This window comes from Nocardioides sp. CPCC 206348, from assembly GCF_048654705.1.
In the GTDB taxonomy this organism is placed as follows: domain Bacteria; phylum Actinomycetota; class Actinomycetes; order Propionibacteriales; family Nocardioidaceae; genus Nocardioides.
This window is the reverse complement of the sequence record NZ_JBMCZA010000215.1, coordinates 51,474-65,642: the sequence shown is the minus strand read 5'-3', so window position 1 is coordinate 65,642 and position 14,169 is coordinate 51,474. Positions and strand designations below refer to the sequence as shown.

At 69.9% G+C, this 14,169-nt stretch carries 14 protein-coding genes; all 14 read right to left on the bottom strand.

Annotated elements, in window-relative coordinates:
• Positions 1–2: 2 nt before the first annotated feature.
• From ACOADB_RS23120 to ACOADB_RS23055, 14 genes are read right to left on the bottom strand one after another with little or no spacing between them, the layout of a single operon-like run.
• Positions 3–1,193, bottom strand: a complete 1,191-nt coding sequence (locus ACOADB_RS23120) for an acetyl-CoA acetyltransferase (RefSeq protein ID WP_378604228.1) — start codon at positions 1,191–1,193, stop codon at positions 3–5.
• Positions 1,193–2,545, bottom strand: a complete 1,353-nt coding sequence (locus ACOADB_RS23115; RefSeq protein ID WP_378604225.1) for an OB-fold domain-containing protein — start codon at positions 2,543–2,545, stop codon at positions 1,193–1,195. The genes ACOADB_RS23120 and ACOADB_RS23115 overlap by 1 nt, the downstream gene beginning before the upstream one ends.
• On the bottom strand, positions 2,542–3,762 hold the full coding sequence (locus ACOADB_RS23110) for an acetyl-CoA C-acetyltransferase (RefSeq protein ID WP_378604222.1): 1,221 nt from the start codon (positions 3,760–3,762) through the stop codon (positions 2,542–2,544). The genes ACOADB_RS23115 and ACOADB_RS23110 overlap by 4 nt, the downstream gene beginning before the upstream one ends.
• A gap of 11 nt (positions 3,763–3,773) precedes the next feature.
• Positions 3,774–5,036, bottom strand: coding sequence for an acetyl-CoA hydrolase/transferase family protein (locus ACOADB_RS23105; RefSeq protein WP_378604220.1), 1,263 nt, complete (start codon positions 5,034–5,036; stop codon positions 3,774–3,776).
• Positions 5,033–5,254, bottom strand: coding sequence for a hypothetical protein (locus ACOADB_RS23100; protein WP_378604217.1), 222 nt, complete (start codon positions 5,252–5,254; stop codon positions 5,033–5,035). Before ACOADB_RS23100 ends, ACOADB_RS23105 begins: the two co-directional genes overlap by 4 nt.
• Positions 5,255–5,264: 10 nt before the next feature.
• Positions 5,265–5,825, bottom strand: a complete 561-nt coding sequence (locus ACOADB_RS23095) for an aromatic-ring-hydroxylating dioxygenase subunit beta (protein ID WP_378604214.1) — start codon at positions 5,823–5,825, stop codon at positions 5,265–5,267.
• Positions 5,825–7,132, bottom strand: coding sequence for an aromatic ring-hydroxylating oxygenase subunit alpha (locus ACOADB_RS23090; protein WP_378604211.1), 1,308 nt, complete (start codon positions 7,130–7,132; stop codon positions 5,825–5,827). The genes ACOADB_RS23095 and ACOADB_RS23090 overlap by 1 nt, the downstream gene beginning before the upstream one ends.
• Positions 7,129–8,913, bottom strand: a complete 1,785-nt coding sequence (locus tag ACOADB_RS23085) for a class I adenylate-forming enzyme family protein (RefSeq protein WP_378604208.1) — start codon at positions 8,911–8,913, stop codon at positions 7,129–7,131. Before ACOADB_RS23085 ends, ACOADB_RS23090 begins: the two co-directional genes overlap by 4 nt.
• 30 nt (positions 8,914–8,943) lie before the next feature.
• Entirely contained in the window at positions 8,944–10,575 is a 1,632-nt protein-coding gene (locus ACOADB_RS23080) for a class I adenylate-forming enzyme family protein (protein WP_378604205.1), read from the bottom strand.
• Positions 10,575–11,375: an enoyl-CoA hydratase/isomerase family protein gene (locus ACOADB_RS23075; RefSeq protein ID WP_378604203.1), complete on the bottom strand. Its 801-nt coding sequence runs from the start codon at positions 11,373–11,375 to the stop codon at positions 10,575–10,577. Before ACOADB_RS23075 ends, ACOADB_RS23080 begins: the two co-directional genes overlap by 1 nt.
• Complete coding sequence (locus ACOADB_RS23070) at positions 11,372–12,175, bottom strand: enoyl-CoA hydratase/isomerase family protein (protein WP_378604201.1); 804 nt, start codon at positions 12,173–12,175, stop codon at positions 11,372–11,374. Before ACOADB_RS23070 ends, ACOADB_RS23075 begins: the two co-directional genes overlap by 4 nt.
• Entirely contained in the window at positions 12,172–12,963 is a 792-nt protein-coding gene (locus ACOADB_RS23065) for an enoyl-CoA hydratase/isomerase family protein (protein ID WP_378604199.1), read from the bottom strand. The genes ACOADB_RS23070 and ACOADB_RS23065 overlap by 4 nt, the downstream gene beginning before the upstream one ends.
• Positions 12,960–13,709 carry a 3-oxoacyl-ACP reductase FabG gene (gene fabG / locus ACOADB_RS23060; RefSeq protein WP_378604196.1) on the bottom strand — a complete coding sequence of 250 codons (750 nt, stop codon included), beginning with the start codon at positions 13,707–13,709 and terminating at the stop codon, positions 12,960–12,962. Before fabG ends, ACOADB_RS23065 begins: the two co-directional genes overlap by 4 nt.
• The gene (locus tag ACOADB_RS23055) at positions 13,706–14,158 is read right to left on the bottom strand and encodes a MaoC family dehydratase (protein WP_378604193.1); all 453 of its coding nucleotides are present in this window, start codon (positions 14,156–14,158) and stop codon (positions 13,706–13,708) included. Before ACOADB_RS23055 ends, fabG begins: the two co-directional genes overlap by 4 nt.
• Between the last annotated feature and the right edge of the window lie 11 nt (positions 14,159–14,169).

Genomic DNA, 14,169 nt, shown 5'->3' with positions numbered 1-14,169 from the left:
CGTCAGCCGCGCTCGTTGCCCACCACGGAAACGAAGGAAACGCACCCACCCGGGCGTCCGCCGAGGTTGTGGGTCAGCGCGAGGCGGGGGTCGGCGAGCTGCCGCTCCCCCGCTTCGCCGCGCAGCTGCAGCCAGGCCTCATAGAGCATTCGGAGACCACTCGCGCCGACCGGGTGACCGAACGACTTGAGGCCACCGTCGACATTGACCGGCATCCGGCCGTCCAGGTCGAAGTCCCCGCCGAGCACGTCCTTCCAGGCCTGACCGCGATCGGCGAACCCGAGGTCCTCCATCAGCACGATCTCGGTCGGGGTGAAGCAGTCGTGCACCTCCGCGAGCGACAGCTCCGAGCGCGGGTCGGTGATGCCCGCCTGTGCGTACGCATCGGCGGCGGAGTGGACGACCTCGGGGAAGGTCGTGAAGTCGTACGCCGGGTCGAGCCCGCCGCGCATCGGGCCGGAAGCCAGGGCGAGCGCCTTCACGAAGATCGGGCGGCCCGTGTAGTCGTAGGCATCCTCGGCGCGGACGATCATCGCCGCGGCCGCGCCGTCGGAGACGCCGGAGCAGTCGAAGATGCCGAGACGACCGGCGACCTTCAACGCTCCTTCGATCGTCTCGCGCGAGACCTCCTTGCGGAACTGCGCCTTCGGGTTGCGGGCGCCGTTGACGTGGTTCTTCCACGCGACGTGGGTCATCGCCTCCCGCATCGCGACCGGGTCCACGCCGTACTTGGAGGTGTAGGCCGGGTCGAGCAGCGAGAACGCGGCAGGCGCGGTCAGGGAGAGCTCCGCCGCGGTGCCGTCCGAGGGCGGGTCTGCGCGCAGGAGCCCCGAGAATCCGGAGTCCTTGAGCTTCTCGACACCGACGGCCATCACCCGGTCGTAGGCGCCGGAGGCCACGGCGTAGCAGGCGTTGCGGAAGGACTCGGAGCCCGTGGCGCAGTAGTTCTCGACCCGGGTCACCGGCTTGTAGTCGATCCCCAGGGGCCGGCTGAGCGTCAGCCCGCTCTGGCCCGAGCCAAGGGTTCCCAGCCACCAGGCGTCGACGTCGTCGCGCTGCACCCCCGCAGAGCCGAGCGCCTCTCCCACGGCTTCGAGCAGCAGGTCGTCGGTGGAGGACTCCCAGCGCTCACCGAACCGGGTGCAGCCCATGCCGACGATCGCGACGGCATCCTTGATCCCCTTGCTGGCCATCAGCGGACCCGTGCCTTCCAGAAGTAGTTGTGCACGGCACCGGCAGTGAACAGGCGCCGGAACACCAGGTCGACCTCGGAGCCGACGTCGACCCGCTCCGGATCGGCATCGGCGACCTCGAGGGTCGTGCGGCCACCACCGTCGAAGTCGACGACCACGTCGATCACCGGCGGAGACGGCGAGAACGCCAGCCGGTCGATGGTGAACGTCGCCACCGAACCGGTGCGATCCGCCAGCGACACCGTCTCCATCGCGTCGACGGCACTGCAGGACCGGCACACCCGCAACGGCGGCACGTGGAGGAACCCGCACGCCGTGCACCGGGTGCCGGCGAAGCCGAACTTCCAGGCCCCCGCGCGCGCCGACGGCGGCCCGGCGGGCCGGTCCGGTTCAGGACGGCGGGGCAGCTCGCGATCGAGCAGTCCTCGCCAGGAGAGGTACGTGACGTACGGAATCGCCCGTCCCTCCGACAGCTGCTCCGCCACGGACCGCGCGGCCCGACGGGTCGCGAGCAGGTCGGTCGTGCGCAGCAGCAGTCCGTCACAACCGTCGACGGCCGAGAGCACCAGCACCGTCTCGTCCGGACCGGCGACATCGAGCACGGCAGCCAGGCCGAGCAGCGGATCCACGGCACCGGAAAAACCGATCGGCGACCCGCCCGAGGACAGGGCGCCCTTGACCAGAGCCCCGGCCCGCTTGGTGATTCCCGAGTTCCCGCTCGTCACGACGACGTGGTCGGCCTCCGCGAGACCAGCGGCATCGAGCAGTCGGGCAGCAACGACACGGACCAGGTCGGCGTACTGCTCGAAGCCGAAGCGCTCCTCCCACTGCTCCCCCGTCGTCCGCTGCGGGTCACGCCAGCGGTCGAGCACCTCGAGGGTCTCGCTGGCGACGCCGAGCACGTCGGCGATCGCTTCGCCGTCACCGAACAGCAGGGCTGCGGCGCCGTCACCACCGGCCTTCTCGTCAGCGGAACCGGGCTTGCCGACGCGGACGTCGGCAGCGACCACCAGGCCACCCGAGGCCAGCGCGGCGCGGACACCCGCGAAGGTCGAGCGTGCCGATCCGACGAGGTCTGCTGCCGGGACGGCGGAGGGCAGTCGCAGAGCGGCGTGGACCGCAGCGGCGTTCGTCTTGTCGAGGTACGGCGGCGACGTGCTGGCCCACCACAAGGACCCCGGCACGGTGTCGGTGAGCCCGCGCGCAGCTTCCACGGCCATCGTCGTGGCGTCCTCGTCGAAGGACGCGACGACTCGCGTCCCACGGACCCCGCTGTCGCTCCCGAGGCGGTACGACGGCAGGTAGGTGCCGTAGCCCAGCAGACCGACTGCGGGCCTCACTGCGGCGTTCATCCGTGGACTCCCCGGAACAGGGCGGCGATGCCCTGGCCGCCACCGATGCACATCGTCTCCAGCGCGAGGCCGCCCCGGCGCCGGTCGAGCTCGTGCAGCATCGTCGTGAGGATCCGTACACCCGTGGCGCCGATCGGGTGGCCCAGCGAGATTCCGGATCCGTTGACGTTGAGGCGGGAGTCGACCTCGTCGAGCTTCACGCCCCAGCCGGCCAGCACGGCCAGCACCTGCACGGCGAAGGCCTCGTTGACCTCGATCAGGTCCAGGTCGTCGAAGCCGACGCCGGTGCGTGCGAACAGCCGCTGCACGGCGGCGACGGGACCGATGCCCATCATCGAGGGCTCGACGCCGGCGGCGGCCCAGCCCTCGAACCAGGCCATCGGCTCGAGGCCGAGCTCCTCGAGCCTGTCCTCGGCGACGACCAGGCAAGCGGCCGCAGCGTCGTTCTGCTGGGCCGCGTTGCCGGCCGTGACGGTGCCGCCGGGGCTGATCGCCCGGAGCCGACCGAGCGTTTCCATGGTCGATTCCGGACGAATGCCCTCGTCCCGGTCGAACACGACAGCGTCCCCACGGCGCTGCGGGACCGAGACGGGAACCACTTCGTCCGCGAAGACCCCGGACTCCCACGCCGCAGCGGCGAGCCGATGGCTGCGCACGGAGAACGCGTCCGCCTCTTCGCGGCCGATTCCGTAGTGGGCGGCAAGGTTCTCGGCCGTCTCGATCATGCCGCTGATCGGACCGAAGCGCTCCTCGGGCTGCGAGCGTTCGCGGCCCCGGTCGAGCCGGTCGTAGAGGGTCTGGTTTCCCGAGCGCGAACCCCAGCGTGCCGTGGTCGTGTAGTGCTCGATGTTGCTCATCGACTCCACGCCACCAGCGATGACGACGTCGGCCGCACCGGTCTGCACGGTCATCGCTGCGGTGATGACAGCCTGCAGCCCACCGCCACAGCGGCGATCGACCTGGAAGCCCGGCACCTCGATCGGCAGCCCCGCCGCGAGGGCAGCCCAGCGGCCGATGCACGGCGCTTCGGAGTTGGAGTAGGACTGCGCGAACGCGACGTCCTCGATGACCGTCGGATCGACGCCGGTGCGCTCCACGAGCGCACGGATCACGTCAGCGGCGAGCTCCTCGGCGCGGACCGGCCGCAACGTTCCACCGAAGGTGCCCACTGCCGTCCGCACGGGACCGACGATGGCGACGCGTCTCAAGCTGGTCATGGTTGCTGCTCCTAGGCCGATGCCAGCACGCTGTCGGCGCGGGCATCGAGCTCTGCTCGGTGGGCCGGGTCGGCGACGGCGATCATCCGCTCGACCCGCTGGCTCAGAGTGGCACCGCGGAGGTCCGCGATGCCGTGGTCGGTGACCACGACGATGCCTTCGGACCGGGGCGTGGAGACCGGTCCGGACAGCCGGCTGACGATCCGGCTCTGCCCGCGGGCGAGGGACGGCAGTGCCACGATCGGGATGCCTCCGGCGGACCGGTCAGCCCCACGGAGGAAGTCGACGGCGCCACCGACAGCGCCGACGTACCGGCCCCCGGCGAGCTCGGCGTTGACCTGGCCCGTCAGGTCCACCTCGATGGCCGCGTTGATCGCGACGAGCTGGTGGGAGGAGGCCAGGACGGCGGGGTCATGGGTGTACGACGTCGGCCGCAGCTGGACGGCCGGGTTGCGGTGGGCCCAGCGGAACAGCTCGTGGGTGCCGCCGAAGAGTCCACCCACGGCAACTCCGGCGTCGTTGGTCTTGCGGGATCCGTTGGCCACGCCCGCCTCGACCAGCCGCATGGCGGTGTCATTGATGATCCCGGAGTGGATGCCGAGATCGCGGTGGCCGTGGAGCTCGGCGAGCACCGCCTCCGGCAGCGCCCCGATGCCGAACTGGAGGGTGGCGCCGTCCGGAACGAGCTGCGCCACCCGACGGGCCACTACACGGGTGTCGTCACCCACCTCAGGCATCGGCAGCTCTCCCGGCGGCCGGGACGTATGGATCGCCGCGGTCCACTGGTCGGCCCTCAGCGTGCGGGCGCCGTACGTGAAGGGCACCTGGTCGTTGATCTCCGCGATCACCGTTCGCGCGGTGTCGAGCGCGGCCGAGAAGTAGTCGTCCGCGAGCCCCAGGCTGTGCCGCCCGTTGTCGTCGGGCGCTGAGACCTGGACGAACACGACGTCGCAGTGGAAGTCGCCTCCGGACAGCAGATTCGGAAGCGTTGAGTAGTGCACAGGCCAGATCTCGAGCCGCTCCGCGGCGTGCAGCCGGGCATTGGTCCCGGCACCGCAGTAGGAGTGGACGGTCAGCGCGTCCGGGACGGTCTCGGAGGTCAGCGCACTCTGCGCCGGGATGCCGACGAAGCAGCGGAGGTCTCCGATCCGGTCGGCCTGCCGCACCAGCTCCTCCACCAGTGTCGTCGGCTCCGCGCAGGTCTGACCCCACGTGATCGTGTCACCGGGCCGGATCAGCCCGGTCAGGTCGATCGTGGAGGCGAGTCCGCTCACCCGCGCCACCGTTCATGCGATGGATCGAGCAGCTGGGCCAGGTGCCCCTCGGCCAGCCAGACCAGGGACTCCAGCTCCAGCGCGTCGAGGAAGCGGACCCGTCCGGTGCGCAGGTCCTCCACCCGCAGCCGGACGGAGTTCCCTTCCTTGTCGAGCCTGACGGCCACCGAGGCGAACTCGCTCTCGATGATCTCGCCGGCAGGGTGGATCTCGGTCATGGCACGCGCCTCAGATCAGGAAGCCGAGAGTGGGGACGGCCTGCTCGTTGTCGACCAGGACGACCTTCTTGTAGACGAGCCGGATCTGCCCGTCCACGCGACGCAGGCGGTACGTCGTACGACCGCCCCACAAGGTGTTGCCCCGCGGACGCGACTCGAAGGCCAGCACGTTCGCGCTGATCTCGAGGTCGACGCCACCGTCGGAGTTGGCCCGGCCGCCGATGAGCTCGACGTTGCCGATGATCCGGCGCAGGTTGGACGGCGGTGCCTGCGCGTAGCGCTTGCCGGTCTTGACCTGCTTCATCCGGGTGGAGATGCGGTTGCGGTTGTCGAAGATGATCGACACGGTCGCCCGGGGGTGGTCTCCCTCGCCATCCACCGGCACCCAGTAGATGGCGTCATCGGTCCACAGCGCCTCCCAGCCGTCGTAGTCGTTCTCGTCGGCGAGCCGCGCTTCGCGATACAGGAACTGCTCGACCTCCCGGGCCTCCCACCCGTCCGGGATCTCGAGCAGCTCGGTGCCCGTGTCGGGGCGCGGCGGCAGCCCCTGCTCCGTCGTCAACTGCGTCATCAGTCCTCGGCCTCCATCAGCGACTTGTAGTGGTTCCAGAACCCGCGCATGCCGGTCTCGTCGGTCGCGGACCCGATCGTGAAGCCGTTCTCGTCGAGGCTCTCGCGCAGCAGTCCGCGACGCACGTCGAGCCATTCGGGATCCGCCATCTCGACCCCGCGCTGGTTCCGCTCGTACATCTCGGTGTCGTCGGCCAGCAGCATGCCCGCGGGGCCGACCGAGCCGATGGACTGCGACACCATCCGCTGGTTGAGCTCGTGACCACCGTCGAACTGCACGGCGGTGGCGTACTGCACGCACTCGCCGACCGCGACGGGCTGGATGTTGAAGACCTGGATCTCGGCGATGAACAGGTTCGGGAAGATCATGACGTGCGGTGCGCCCTCGATCATCCGGCGCTCGGCGTCGTCGCCGTAGGTCTCGTTCATCGCGTCGACGTAGTTCGGCACCCGCTCGGGGGTCGTGCCGAACCAGCGCATCGGCTCGGCGAAGCCGCGGAACTCCGGGCGCAGGTCGTTCTCGCTGTGCCCGTTGCCCAGGTTGCGGGTGACCGCCGTCGAGTTGTCGCTGTACAGGGCGCCGATCGGGCTGCCCGTCACACCGAAGATCGACCCATGGACGAACTGCGGGTGGTAGCCGTCGGTCTCGTTCTCGGCGAGGAACTTCCAGTTCGACCGGGTCTTGTGCCGCAGCCATCCGGCGTCGAGCGACACCTTGCCGTCAGGCGCCAGGCCGACCAGGCGGTCGATCTCACCCTTGGCCGCGCCGAGGTGCTCGTCGAGGCTGGGGCCCTCCTCGGCCATGCTGCCGAAGACGAAGCCCTGGTACGACGCGACGCGCGCCACCTTGCCCATGCCCAGCGGCAGCTGCTTCTTGCCGCCGTACCCCTTGTTGTAGGGGTAACCCAACAGCTCACCGGTGTTCCGGTAGGTCCAGCCGTGGTAGGGGCAACGGAACGAGCTGGAGTTGCCGGACTTGTCGTCGCAGACCTGGAGGCCACGGTGGGCGCACCGGTTGATCAGCAGGTGCACCTCACCTTCCTTGTCGCGGGTCATCACGACGTCCTGGTCAGCGAGCTGCTTGCGCACGTAGTCGTTGGGCTGCGGGACCTCGCTCTCGTGACCGACGAAGACCCAGGTCTTGTGCCAGATCTTGCGCAGCTCCTCGGCAAAGATCGACGGGTCGGTGTAGAGCGTGCCGTGCACCCGGGCGGGCTGGATCAGCCGGTCGTAACGGCTGCCGCCTTCCTGGACCTCGGCCTCGACATCGACATCGGAAGGGGAAGGGGACGGGACCACAGCGGTCATGACTTCTCTCCTTGGGGCGGGACGGACTGGGCGACCAGTTCGACGAGCCGGAACTTCTGGACCTTGCCGGTCGCAGTCGTGGGCAGCTGAGTGGCGTCGAGGAACTCGACGCGCTTGGGGACCTTGAACCGGGCGAGGTGCTCGCGGGCGTGGGCGATGACGTCTTCCGCAGTGAGTGCGTCGCCCTCGGCACCGGGCGCCCGGACGATGACGGCGCAGCCGATCTCACCCCAACGGTCGTCCAGCACTCCGACGGCGTAGACCTGGCTGATGGCGGGGTGCGCGCCGAGGACCTCCTCGACCTCCTTGGGCATGACCAGTTCGCCACCGGACTTGTAGACCTCCTTGCTCCGGCCGGTGAGGACGAGGTAGCCGTCCTCCCGCACCTGGCCGAGGTCTCCGGAGTGCAGCCAGGTGGTGCCGTCAGCCGAGGAATGCAGCGCTGCGGCGGTCTCCTCGGGCTTGGCGAAGTAGCCGAGCATCGTCGTCGGTCCCGAGGACGTCAGCTCACCGACGGCACCCTCGGGCAGCACGTCGCCGGAGGTCGGATCCACGGTGCGGTAGACGCACAGCGTGCCGTGGCTCGCCACGCCGGCGGAGCCCGCCAGCTTCGGCCGCCCGACGGTGGTGGAGGTCAGCACCAGGTCGTCCTCGGGAAGGGTGAGTGTCATCGCACCGCCGCACTCGGTCATGCCGTAGCCGGTGACGATCTCGCTGACGCCGAATTCGCGCTCGACCTGTTCCCACAACCAGACCGGCGCCGGCGCGGAGCCGCAGAGGATCGCGGTCAGGCTGGACAGGTCGGCACCGGTCCGGAGCGGCGACTCGACCAGGGCAACCGCCATCGTCGGCACACAGAGCATGTCGGTGGCGCGGTGCTTCTCGATCGCGGTGAGGTAGGCCTCGGCACTGAAGGACGGCAGCATGATGATCGCGCCGCCGACGTACGTCGCCGACAACAGGCCCTCGACGTAGCCGAACATGTGGTAGCAGGGCAGTGAGAAGAGGATCCGCCGGCCGTCCTCGTAGGCACGGGTCAGCGCAGACGCGTAACCGGTGCGCAGGACGGCGTCGTGGGTGACCTGGACGCCCTTCGGCGAGCCGGTGCTGCCCGAGGTGTAGAGCAGGTCGGAGACGTCGTCCGGGTGGTGGCCGGCACCGGCAGACGCGCCCTCGTTCTCAAGAGCGATCTGGACCAGCGTGGTCGCCGTGAACGCTCCGGGACGGACGGGGAGCTCGGGGCGCTCCACGAGAACCACGTGGCGCAGCCCATCGGGCGCGCTTCCTCCGACCATCGGGCGATCAGGGAAGTCAGGGGTGTCCCAGCCGGGCACGATCTCGTCGAGCATGCCGGCGTGGTCGAGGTGCCCGCTACCCGTTCGATACCCGGCATTGGTGACCAGGACCTTGCAGTCCGACTGCTTCAGGACGTAGCGCAGCTCGTCGGTGCGGTAGAGGAAGTTGAACGGAATCGCGACGGCTCCGGCCCGCGCGATCGCGAACTTCCAGGTCACGAACTCGGCGTAGTTGGCCATCAACAGGCCTACCCGGTCACCCCGGCGGACACCGAGAACGGTCAGCCCGTCAGCCAGTCGGCGCGATTCGGCGGCCACGTCGGCGTAGCTGAGGACACGTTCGTCGGTGACCACGAAGTCCCGCTCGGGGTACTCCTCGGCACAGACGTCGAGCCACGCGTCGAGGGTCCGCGGGGTCCACTCGCTGAACCGCTCACCCAGGGCTGCACGACGTTCGTTGATGGTGCCGGTGTTCGAGAGAGTCATGATGTCCTCCGTTCTTTAATCTAGATTAGATTAAGAGATGACCTCGCGCAACGCCCGGGTCCCGATCAGGTCGGGAAGCCTGAACTTCTGGACCTTCCCGGTCGGTGTCGCCGGCAGCTCGCCGGCCACGAACCACCGCGTCGGCACCTTGTACGGCGACAAGCGCTCGCGACAGTGCGCGACGAGCGCGGCCACCAGCGCTGCCGGGTCCTCCTCCAGACGCGCGTCCCGCAGGTGGACCGCCGCAGCGACGATCTCGCCCATGCGCTCGTCGGGCAGCCCGAAGACGGTGGCATCGAGGACCGCCGGATGCTCGGCCAGGCAGGACTCGACACCAGCAGGCGCGATGTTCTCGCCGCCACGGATGATCAGCTCCTTGAGCCGTCCGGTGAGCGTGATGTAACCGCGTTCGTCCATCGCGCCCAGGTCGCCCGTGTGCACGAACCCGTCAGCATCCACCGTCGCCGCAGTGGCGGCGGGGTCATGGAGGTACTCGATCAGCTGCTGGTAGCCACGGGCGCAGATCTCTCCGGGCTCCCCCAACGGCTGCACGGCCCCGGTGACCGGGTCGACGACCTTCACGTCCACGCGAGGTAACGGGTGGCCCACTGTCACGAGCTTGTCCTCGCGCGTGTCACCGGGACGGGTGGCCGTGAGCACAGGCGCCAGCTCGGTCTGGCCGAAGACATTCGTCACGGCCGCGCCGAAGATCTGTTCAGTCGCCTCGATCAACACTGCGGGCACGTTCGCTGCTCCACCGAGGGCGACCTTCAGCCGGGGCGCCGGCTGATCCGAAGCACGCTGCGCCTCGACCAGCGCGCCAAGGACCGCCGGCACGAAGAAGAGCACGTCGACGTTCTCGCGACGCATGGTCTCCAGCACCGGTGCGGGCGCGAACTGCTCGACCAGCACCTCGGTGCCACCGAGCCACAGCGGTCCCAGGGTGCCGATGACACAGGCCGCGGTGTGGAACATCGGCAACGGGTTGATCGTCACCGCACCGGCCGGCATGTCGACGTACTCCATGGTCAGCTTCGCGACGTTGACCAGGGAACGGTGTCGCAGCAGTACGCCCTTGGGGTTGCCGGTGGTACCCGAGGTGTACTGCAGCATCACCGGAAGATCGGGGTCCGACGGCGCCTCGGCAACGACCGTCGGGTCGATCGCGTCGGCGCGCCACTGGTCGCCGTCGGCGAGGCTGATCAGTCGCAGGTGCGGGCGATCGGAGGCCACCTCGCGCGCCACGGCCGCCATGTCGTAGTCACGACTGCGGTCAGCGTGCAGGAGCACGGTGCAGCCCGAGTGGTCGACGGCGTAGGCGAGCTCAGGCACGCGCAGCACCGGGTTCAACGCCACCAGGACGACACCCGCCAACGCCGCGCCATGCTGGATCAGCACCCACTCCACGACATTGGGGGCCCACAGTGCGACGTGGTCGCCGGGGCGTGCGACCCGTCGAAGAGCCGTCGCGATCCGCTGCGCGTCGTCGTAGAGCTCGGCGTAGGTCAGACGGACCTCGAGACCGTCGCCGTGTCGAGAGCCGACCAGGGCCAGCCGAGCGGGGTACGCCGCCGCACAGTCCGCAAGCAGGGCGGGGACCGTGAGGTCGCTGAGCTCGACGCTCGTGTCGGCCGGCAGGTAGGACGTCGTGATGAGCGACATCAGTTCTCCTGGGAGGACGTGGCACCGAAGACCGGGCGACGCTTCTCGGCGAATGCGGCCACGCCCTCGGCGAAGTCGTCGCTGTCCCAGAGCATGGTCTGGTTGCGGACCTCGAGGTCGAGCACGGCGAGCGGGTGGCGCGGCTCCCCGGAGAGCATCTGCTTGATCACCCCGAGCGCCAGGGGCGGGCCGACGGCGAGCACCGCTGCGTCCTCGAGGGCGGCGTCCAGTGCCTTGCCCGGCTCCACGACCCGATCGACGAGGCCGATGACGCCGGCCTCGACGCCCTTGATCCGCGATCCCATCATCAGCATCTGCCGGGCGCGCGGTGCCCCGACCCGGGCGGGCAGGGAGGCGAACACGCCCATGTCGCCGGCCAGTCCGACGCCGGTGAAGGTCGTGGCGAAAGTGGCGTCGCTCGCCGACACCACGCGATCGCAGGCCAGTGCCAGGGCGACGCCGGCCCCGAACGCAGGGCCCTCCACGGCAGCGACGACGGGCTTGGGCGTGTGCCACAGGGCCCGGATGATCCGCTGGGCGGCCTGTGCCCGAGGGGTCGTCTCGTGGCGTGGCTGCCGCTCCATCGTGGACACGTCGCCTCCGGAGCAGAACGCGCCGCCAGCGCCGGTGAGCACGATCGCCCGGACTCCGGCATCAGCGTCAGCGGCCTCGATCGCCTCGGCCAGCGCGTAGCGCAGCGGCAGGTTGACGGCGTTCTTCAGGTGCGGCCGGTTGAGGGTGATGATGCGGACGGCGCCGCGGTCCTCGACCAGGACCGGGTTGTCCTCGACGACGCTCATCGTCCCTCGTAGGTGCCGGTCCGACGCTCGATCACGGCGGCGAGCGCCTCGCGGCTGTCGGCGGTGCCGGACAGCTCGGAGACGACGCGGGCCTCCTCCGGAAGCCGCTCTGCGACGGTGGACCCGAGCCCGTCCCACACCAGGCGCTTGGTCGCGGACAGCCCGAGCGGCGGCTGCGCGGCGAGCTCGGCAGCGAGCTGGTCCACAGCGGCAGCGAGCTCGGCGTCAGGCACCACCCGCGAGACGATTCCGATGTCACGCGCCTCGGCCGCGCCCAGCGTGGGGTTGGTCAACAGGATGTCCATGGCCCGGCGGAGGCCGACGATCCTGGCCAGGGTGACCGTCGTACCGCCATCGGGCGCCATCCCGACACGGACCGCACCGGAGAAGAACTTCGCGCCCTCGGCAGCGACGACCAGGTCGGCGGCGCAGACGAACCCGAAACCCGCTCCACCGGCTGCGAATCCCTGCACCTGCGCGATGACCGGCGCCTTGAGCTGGATCAGCGCAGCCGTGGCGAGCTGCAGCCAGGCGGTCGCCTCCCGGAGGTAGTCGGGAAGGTCCTCGCCCTTGCTGGCGAAGGTCTTGACGTCGCCACCGGCACAGAAGTTGCGGCCCTCACCGCTGAGGATCACGACCCGCACGGACGGCTCGGCGTGGCACCGCAGCACGACCTCGTGCAGGACGCGCAGGAGATCGGCGTCGACCGCATTGGCCGACTCCGGCCGGTTGAGCCGGATCCGGGCGATGCCGTCGGCGATGTCGAGGAGCACCGGGCCTTCGGAGACGAGCGAGGTCACGAGGGGCCTTCCTTCCGGCCGGCGAAGGCCGACACGCTGGCACCACCGGCGTCGCCGGCGATGTGGGACACGACGGCTTCGAGCTCGAGGTCGAGCCCTGCCGCCAGATCAGTGGCGAGACCCTCGCGGACCAGCCCCTTGATGGTGCGTACGGCGTCCGGCCGGCGCGCTGCGAGGCGACCCACGAACTGCTCCACCTCGGTGTCGAACGCCTCCGCAGGGAAGGACCGGTAGGCGAGGCCCCACTCGACGGCGTCGACGCCGGTCAGCCGGTCGCCGGACAGCAGCAGGCCGAGCGCACGCTGGGTGCCGACGATGCGCGGAAGCCGCTGCGATCCGCCGCCTCCAGGCACCATGCCGAAGTTGACGTGGTTGTCGCTGATCCGGGCGTCGTCGCGCACCAGGACGACGTCGCAGGCCTGCATCAGCTCGAAGCCGCCAGCCATCGCGATGCCCTCCACGACAGCGATCACCGGCTGCGCGATCGCGGAGACGGCCTCGCAGGCACCCCGGAACGCCTCGAAGAGGCTGCGCAGCGCTTCAGGTCCTTCGTCGCGCAGTCGCTGCACCTCGGCAAAGTCGCCGCCGGCACAGAAGTTGGCGCCGGCACCGCGGATCACGACCACGTTGACCGACGGGTCCTCCCCGGCGACGCGGATGGCCTGCTGCAGCGCAACTGCGAGTGCCGTGGTCACGGCGTTCATCGCGTCGGGTCGATCGAGCGTGATCCGCGCGATCCCGTCCGCGATCTCGAGCCGCACGGGCGGCGTCCCGGTCGCGGCTGTCACATGCCTCTCCCGCCGGAGACCTCGAGGACCGCGCCGGTCATGTAGCTGGAGAGGTCGGAGGCAAGGAAGGCGACCACGTTGGCGATCTCCTCGGGTTCGCCGGCACGACGCATCGGGATGGTCGCCTCGGTCGCGGCGTACGCCTCCGGCGTCATCGCCTCGGTCATCGGCGTGCGGATCAGGCCGGGCTGGATCGCGTTGACGCGGACGCCGTGGTGGGCCAGCTCCTTGGCTGCCGCCTTGGTCATGCCGACGATCCCGGCCTTCGCCGCGCTGTAGTTGGTCTGGCCCGGGTTGCCGCTCTTGCCCGACATCGACGAGATGTTGATGATGCTGCCGCGCTTCGCCTCGCGCATCACCTCGCTGGCGGCGCGGATCCCGAGCCAGGTGCCCTGCAGGTGCACGGTGATGACGGCCTGGAAGCTCTCGAGCGTCATCTTCTTCAGGGACGCGTCGCGGGTGATGCCGGCGTTGTTGACGATCACGTCGAGGCCGCCGTACGCCGCGACGGCGCCGGCGACGAGCTCAGCGACGCTCTCCTCCGAGGTGACGTCACAGGCCACGCCGCGCGCAGCAGGCCCGATGCCAGCAGCGGCAGCTTCGGCCTTCGCGCCATCCAGGTCCGCGATGGTGACCCGCGCCCCGTGTCCGGCCAGTGTGGTCGCGATGGCCAGCCCGATCCCCTGGGCGGCACCCGTGACGATCGCGGTCCGACCCTCGAGCAGGCCGCTTCCCTGGGCGGTCATGCGATGTACCGCACGATCGAGTGGACGACGGCCGCAGGCTTCTGGGTGCCCTCGATCTCGAAGGTGCTCTCGAACGTGGCCTGCACGGCACCGTCGAGCGGCGTCACCGCGAGCACCTTCGCGTTCAACCGGATCCTGCTCCCGACGGGGACCGGAGCCATGAAGCGCACCTTGTCGAGGCCGTAGTTCACCGCCATCCGGACGTTGTCGACCCGATAGAGCTGGTTGAGCAGGGGCGGGAGCAGGGAGAGCGTGAGGAAGCCGTGGGCGATGGTCGCCCCGAACGGTCCCTCCGCGGCCCGCTCGGCGTCGACGTGGATCCACTGGTGGTCGTCGGTGGCGTCGGCGAACCTGTCGATCCGTGCCTGGTCGATCTCCAGCCAGTCCGACGTTCCCAGCACGTCGCCCTCTGCGTTCGCGAAGCCCGTCACGCCGTCGTACACCTTCACCTGTGTGTCCT

What these genes read in the sequence shown, in the direction of transcription:
- ACOADB_RS23085 (WP_378604208.1), bottom strand. Translation starts at nt 8,913, where the DNA reads ATGACTCTCTCGAACACCGGCACCATCAACGAACGTCGTGCAGCCCTG.
- ACOADB_RS23120 (WP_378604228.1), bottom strand. Translation starts at nt 1,193, where the DNA reads ATGGCCAGCAAGGGGATCAAGGATGCCGTCGCGATCGTCGGCATGGGC.
- ACOADB_RS23115 (WP_378604225.1), bottom strand. Translation starts at nt 2,545, where the DNA reads ATGAACGCCGCAGTGAGGCCCGCAGTCGGTCTGCTGGGCTACGGCACC.
- ACOADB_RS23110 (WP_378604222.1), bottom strand. Translation starts at nt 3,762, where the DNA reads ATGACCAGCTTGAGACGCGTCGCCATCGTCGGTCCCGTGCGGACGGCA.
- ACOADB_RS23095 (WP_378604214.1), bottom strand. Translation starts at nt 5,825, where the DNA reads ATGACGCAGTTGACGACGGAGCAGGGGCTGCCGCCGCGCCCCGACACG.
- ACOADB_RS23075 (WP_378604203.1), bottom strand. Translation starts at nt 11,375, where the DNA reads ATGAGCGTCGTCGAGGACAACCCGGTCCTGGTCGAGGACCGCGGCGCC.
- ACOADB_RS23090 (WP_378604211.1), bottom strand. Translation starts at nt 7,132, where the DNA reads ATGACCGCTGTGGTCCCGTCCCCTTCCCCTTCCGATGTCGATGTCGAG.
- fabG (WP_378604196.1), bottom strand. Translation starts at nt 13,709, where the DNA reads ATGACCGCCCAGGGAAGCGGCCTGCTCGAGGGTCGGACCGCGATCGTC.
- ACOADB_RS23100 (WP_378604217.1), bottom strand. Translation starts at nt 5,254, where the DNA reads ATGACCGAGATCCACCCTGCCGGCGAGATCATCGAGAGCGAGTTCGCC.
- ACOADB_RS23080 (WP_378604205.1), bottom strand. Translation starts at nt 10,575, where the DNA reads ATGTCGCTCATCACGACGTCCTACCTGCCGGCCGACACGAGCGTCGAG.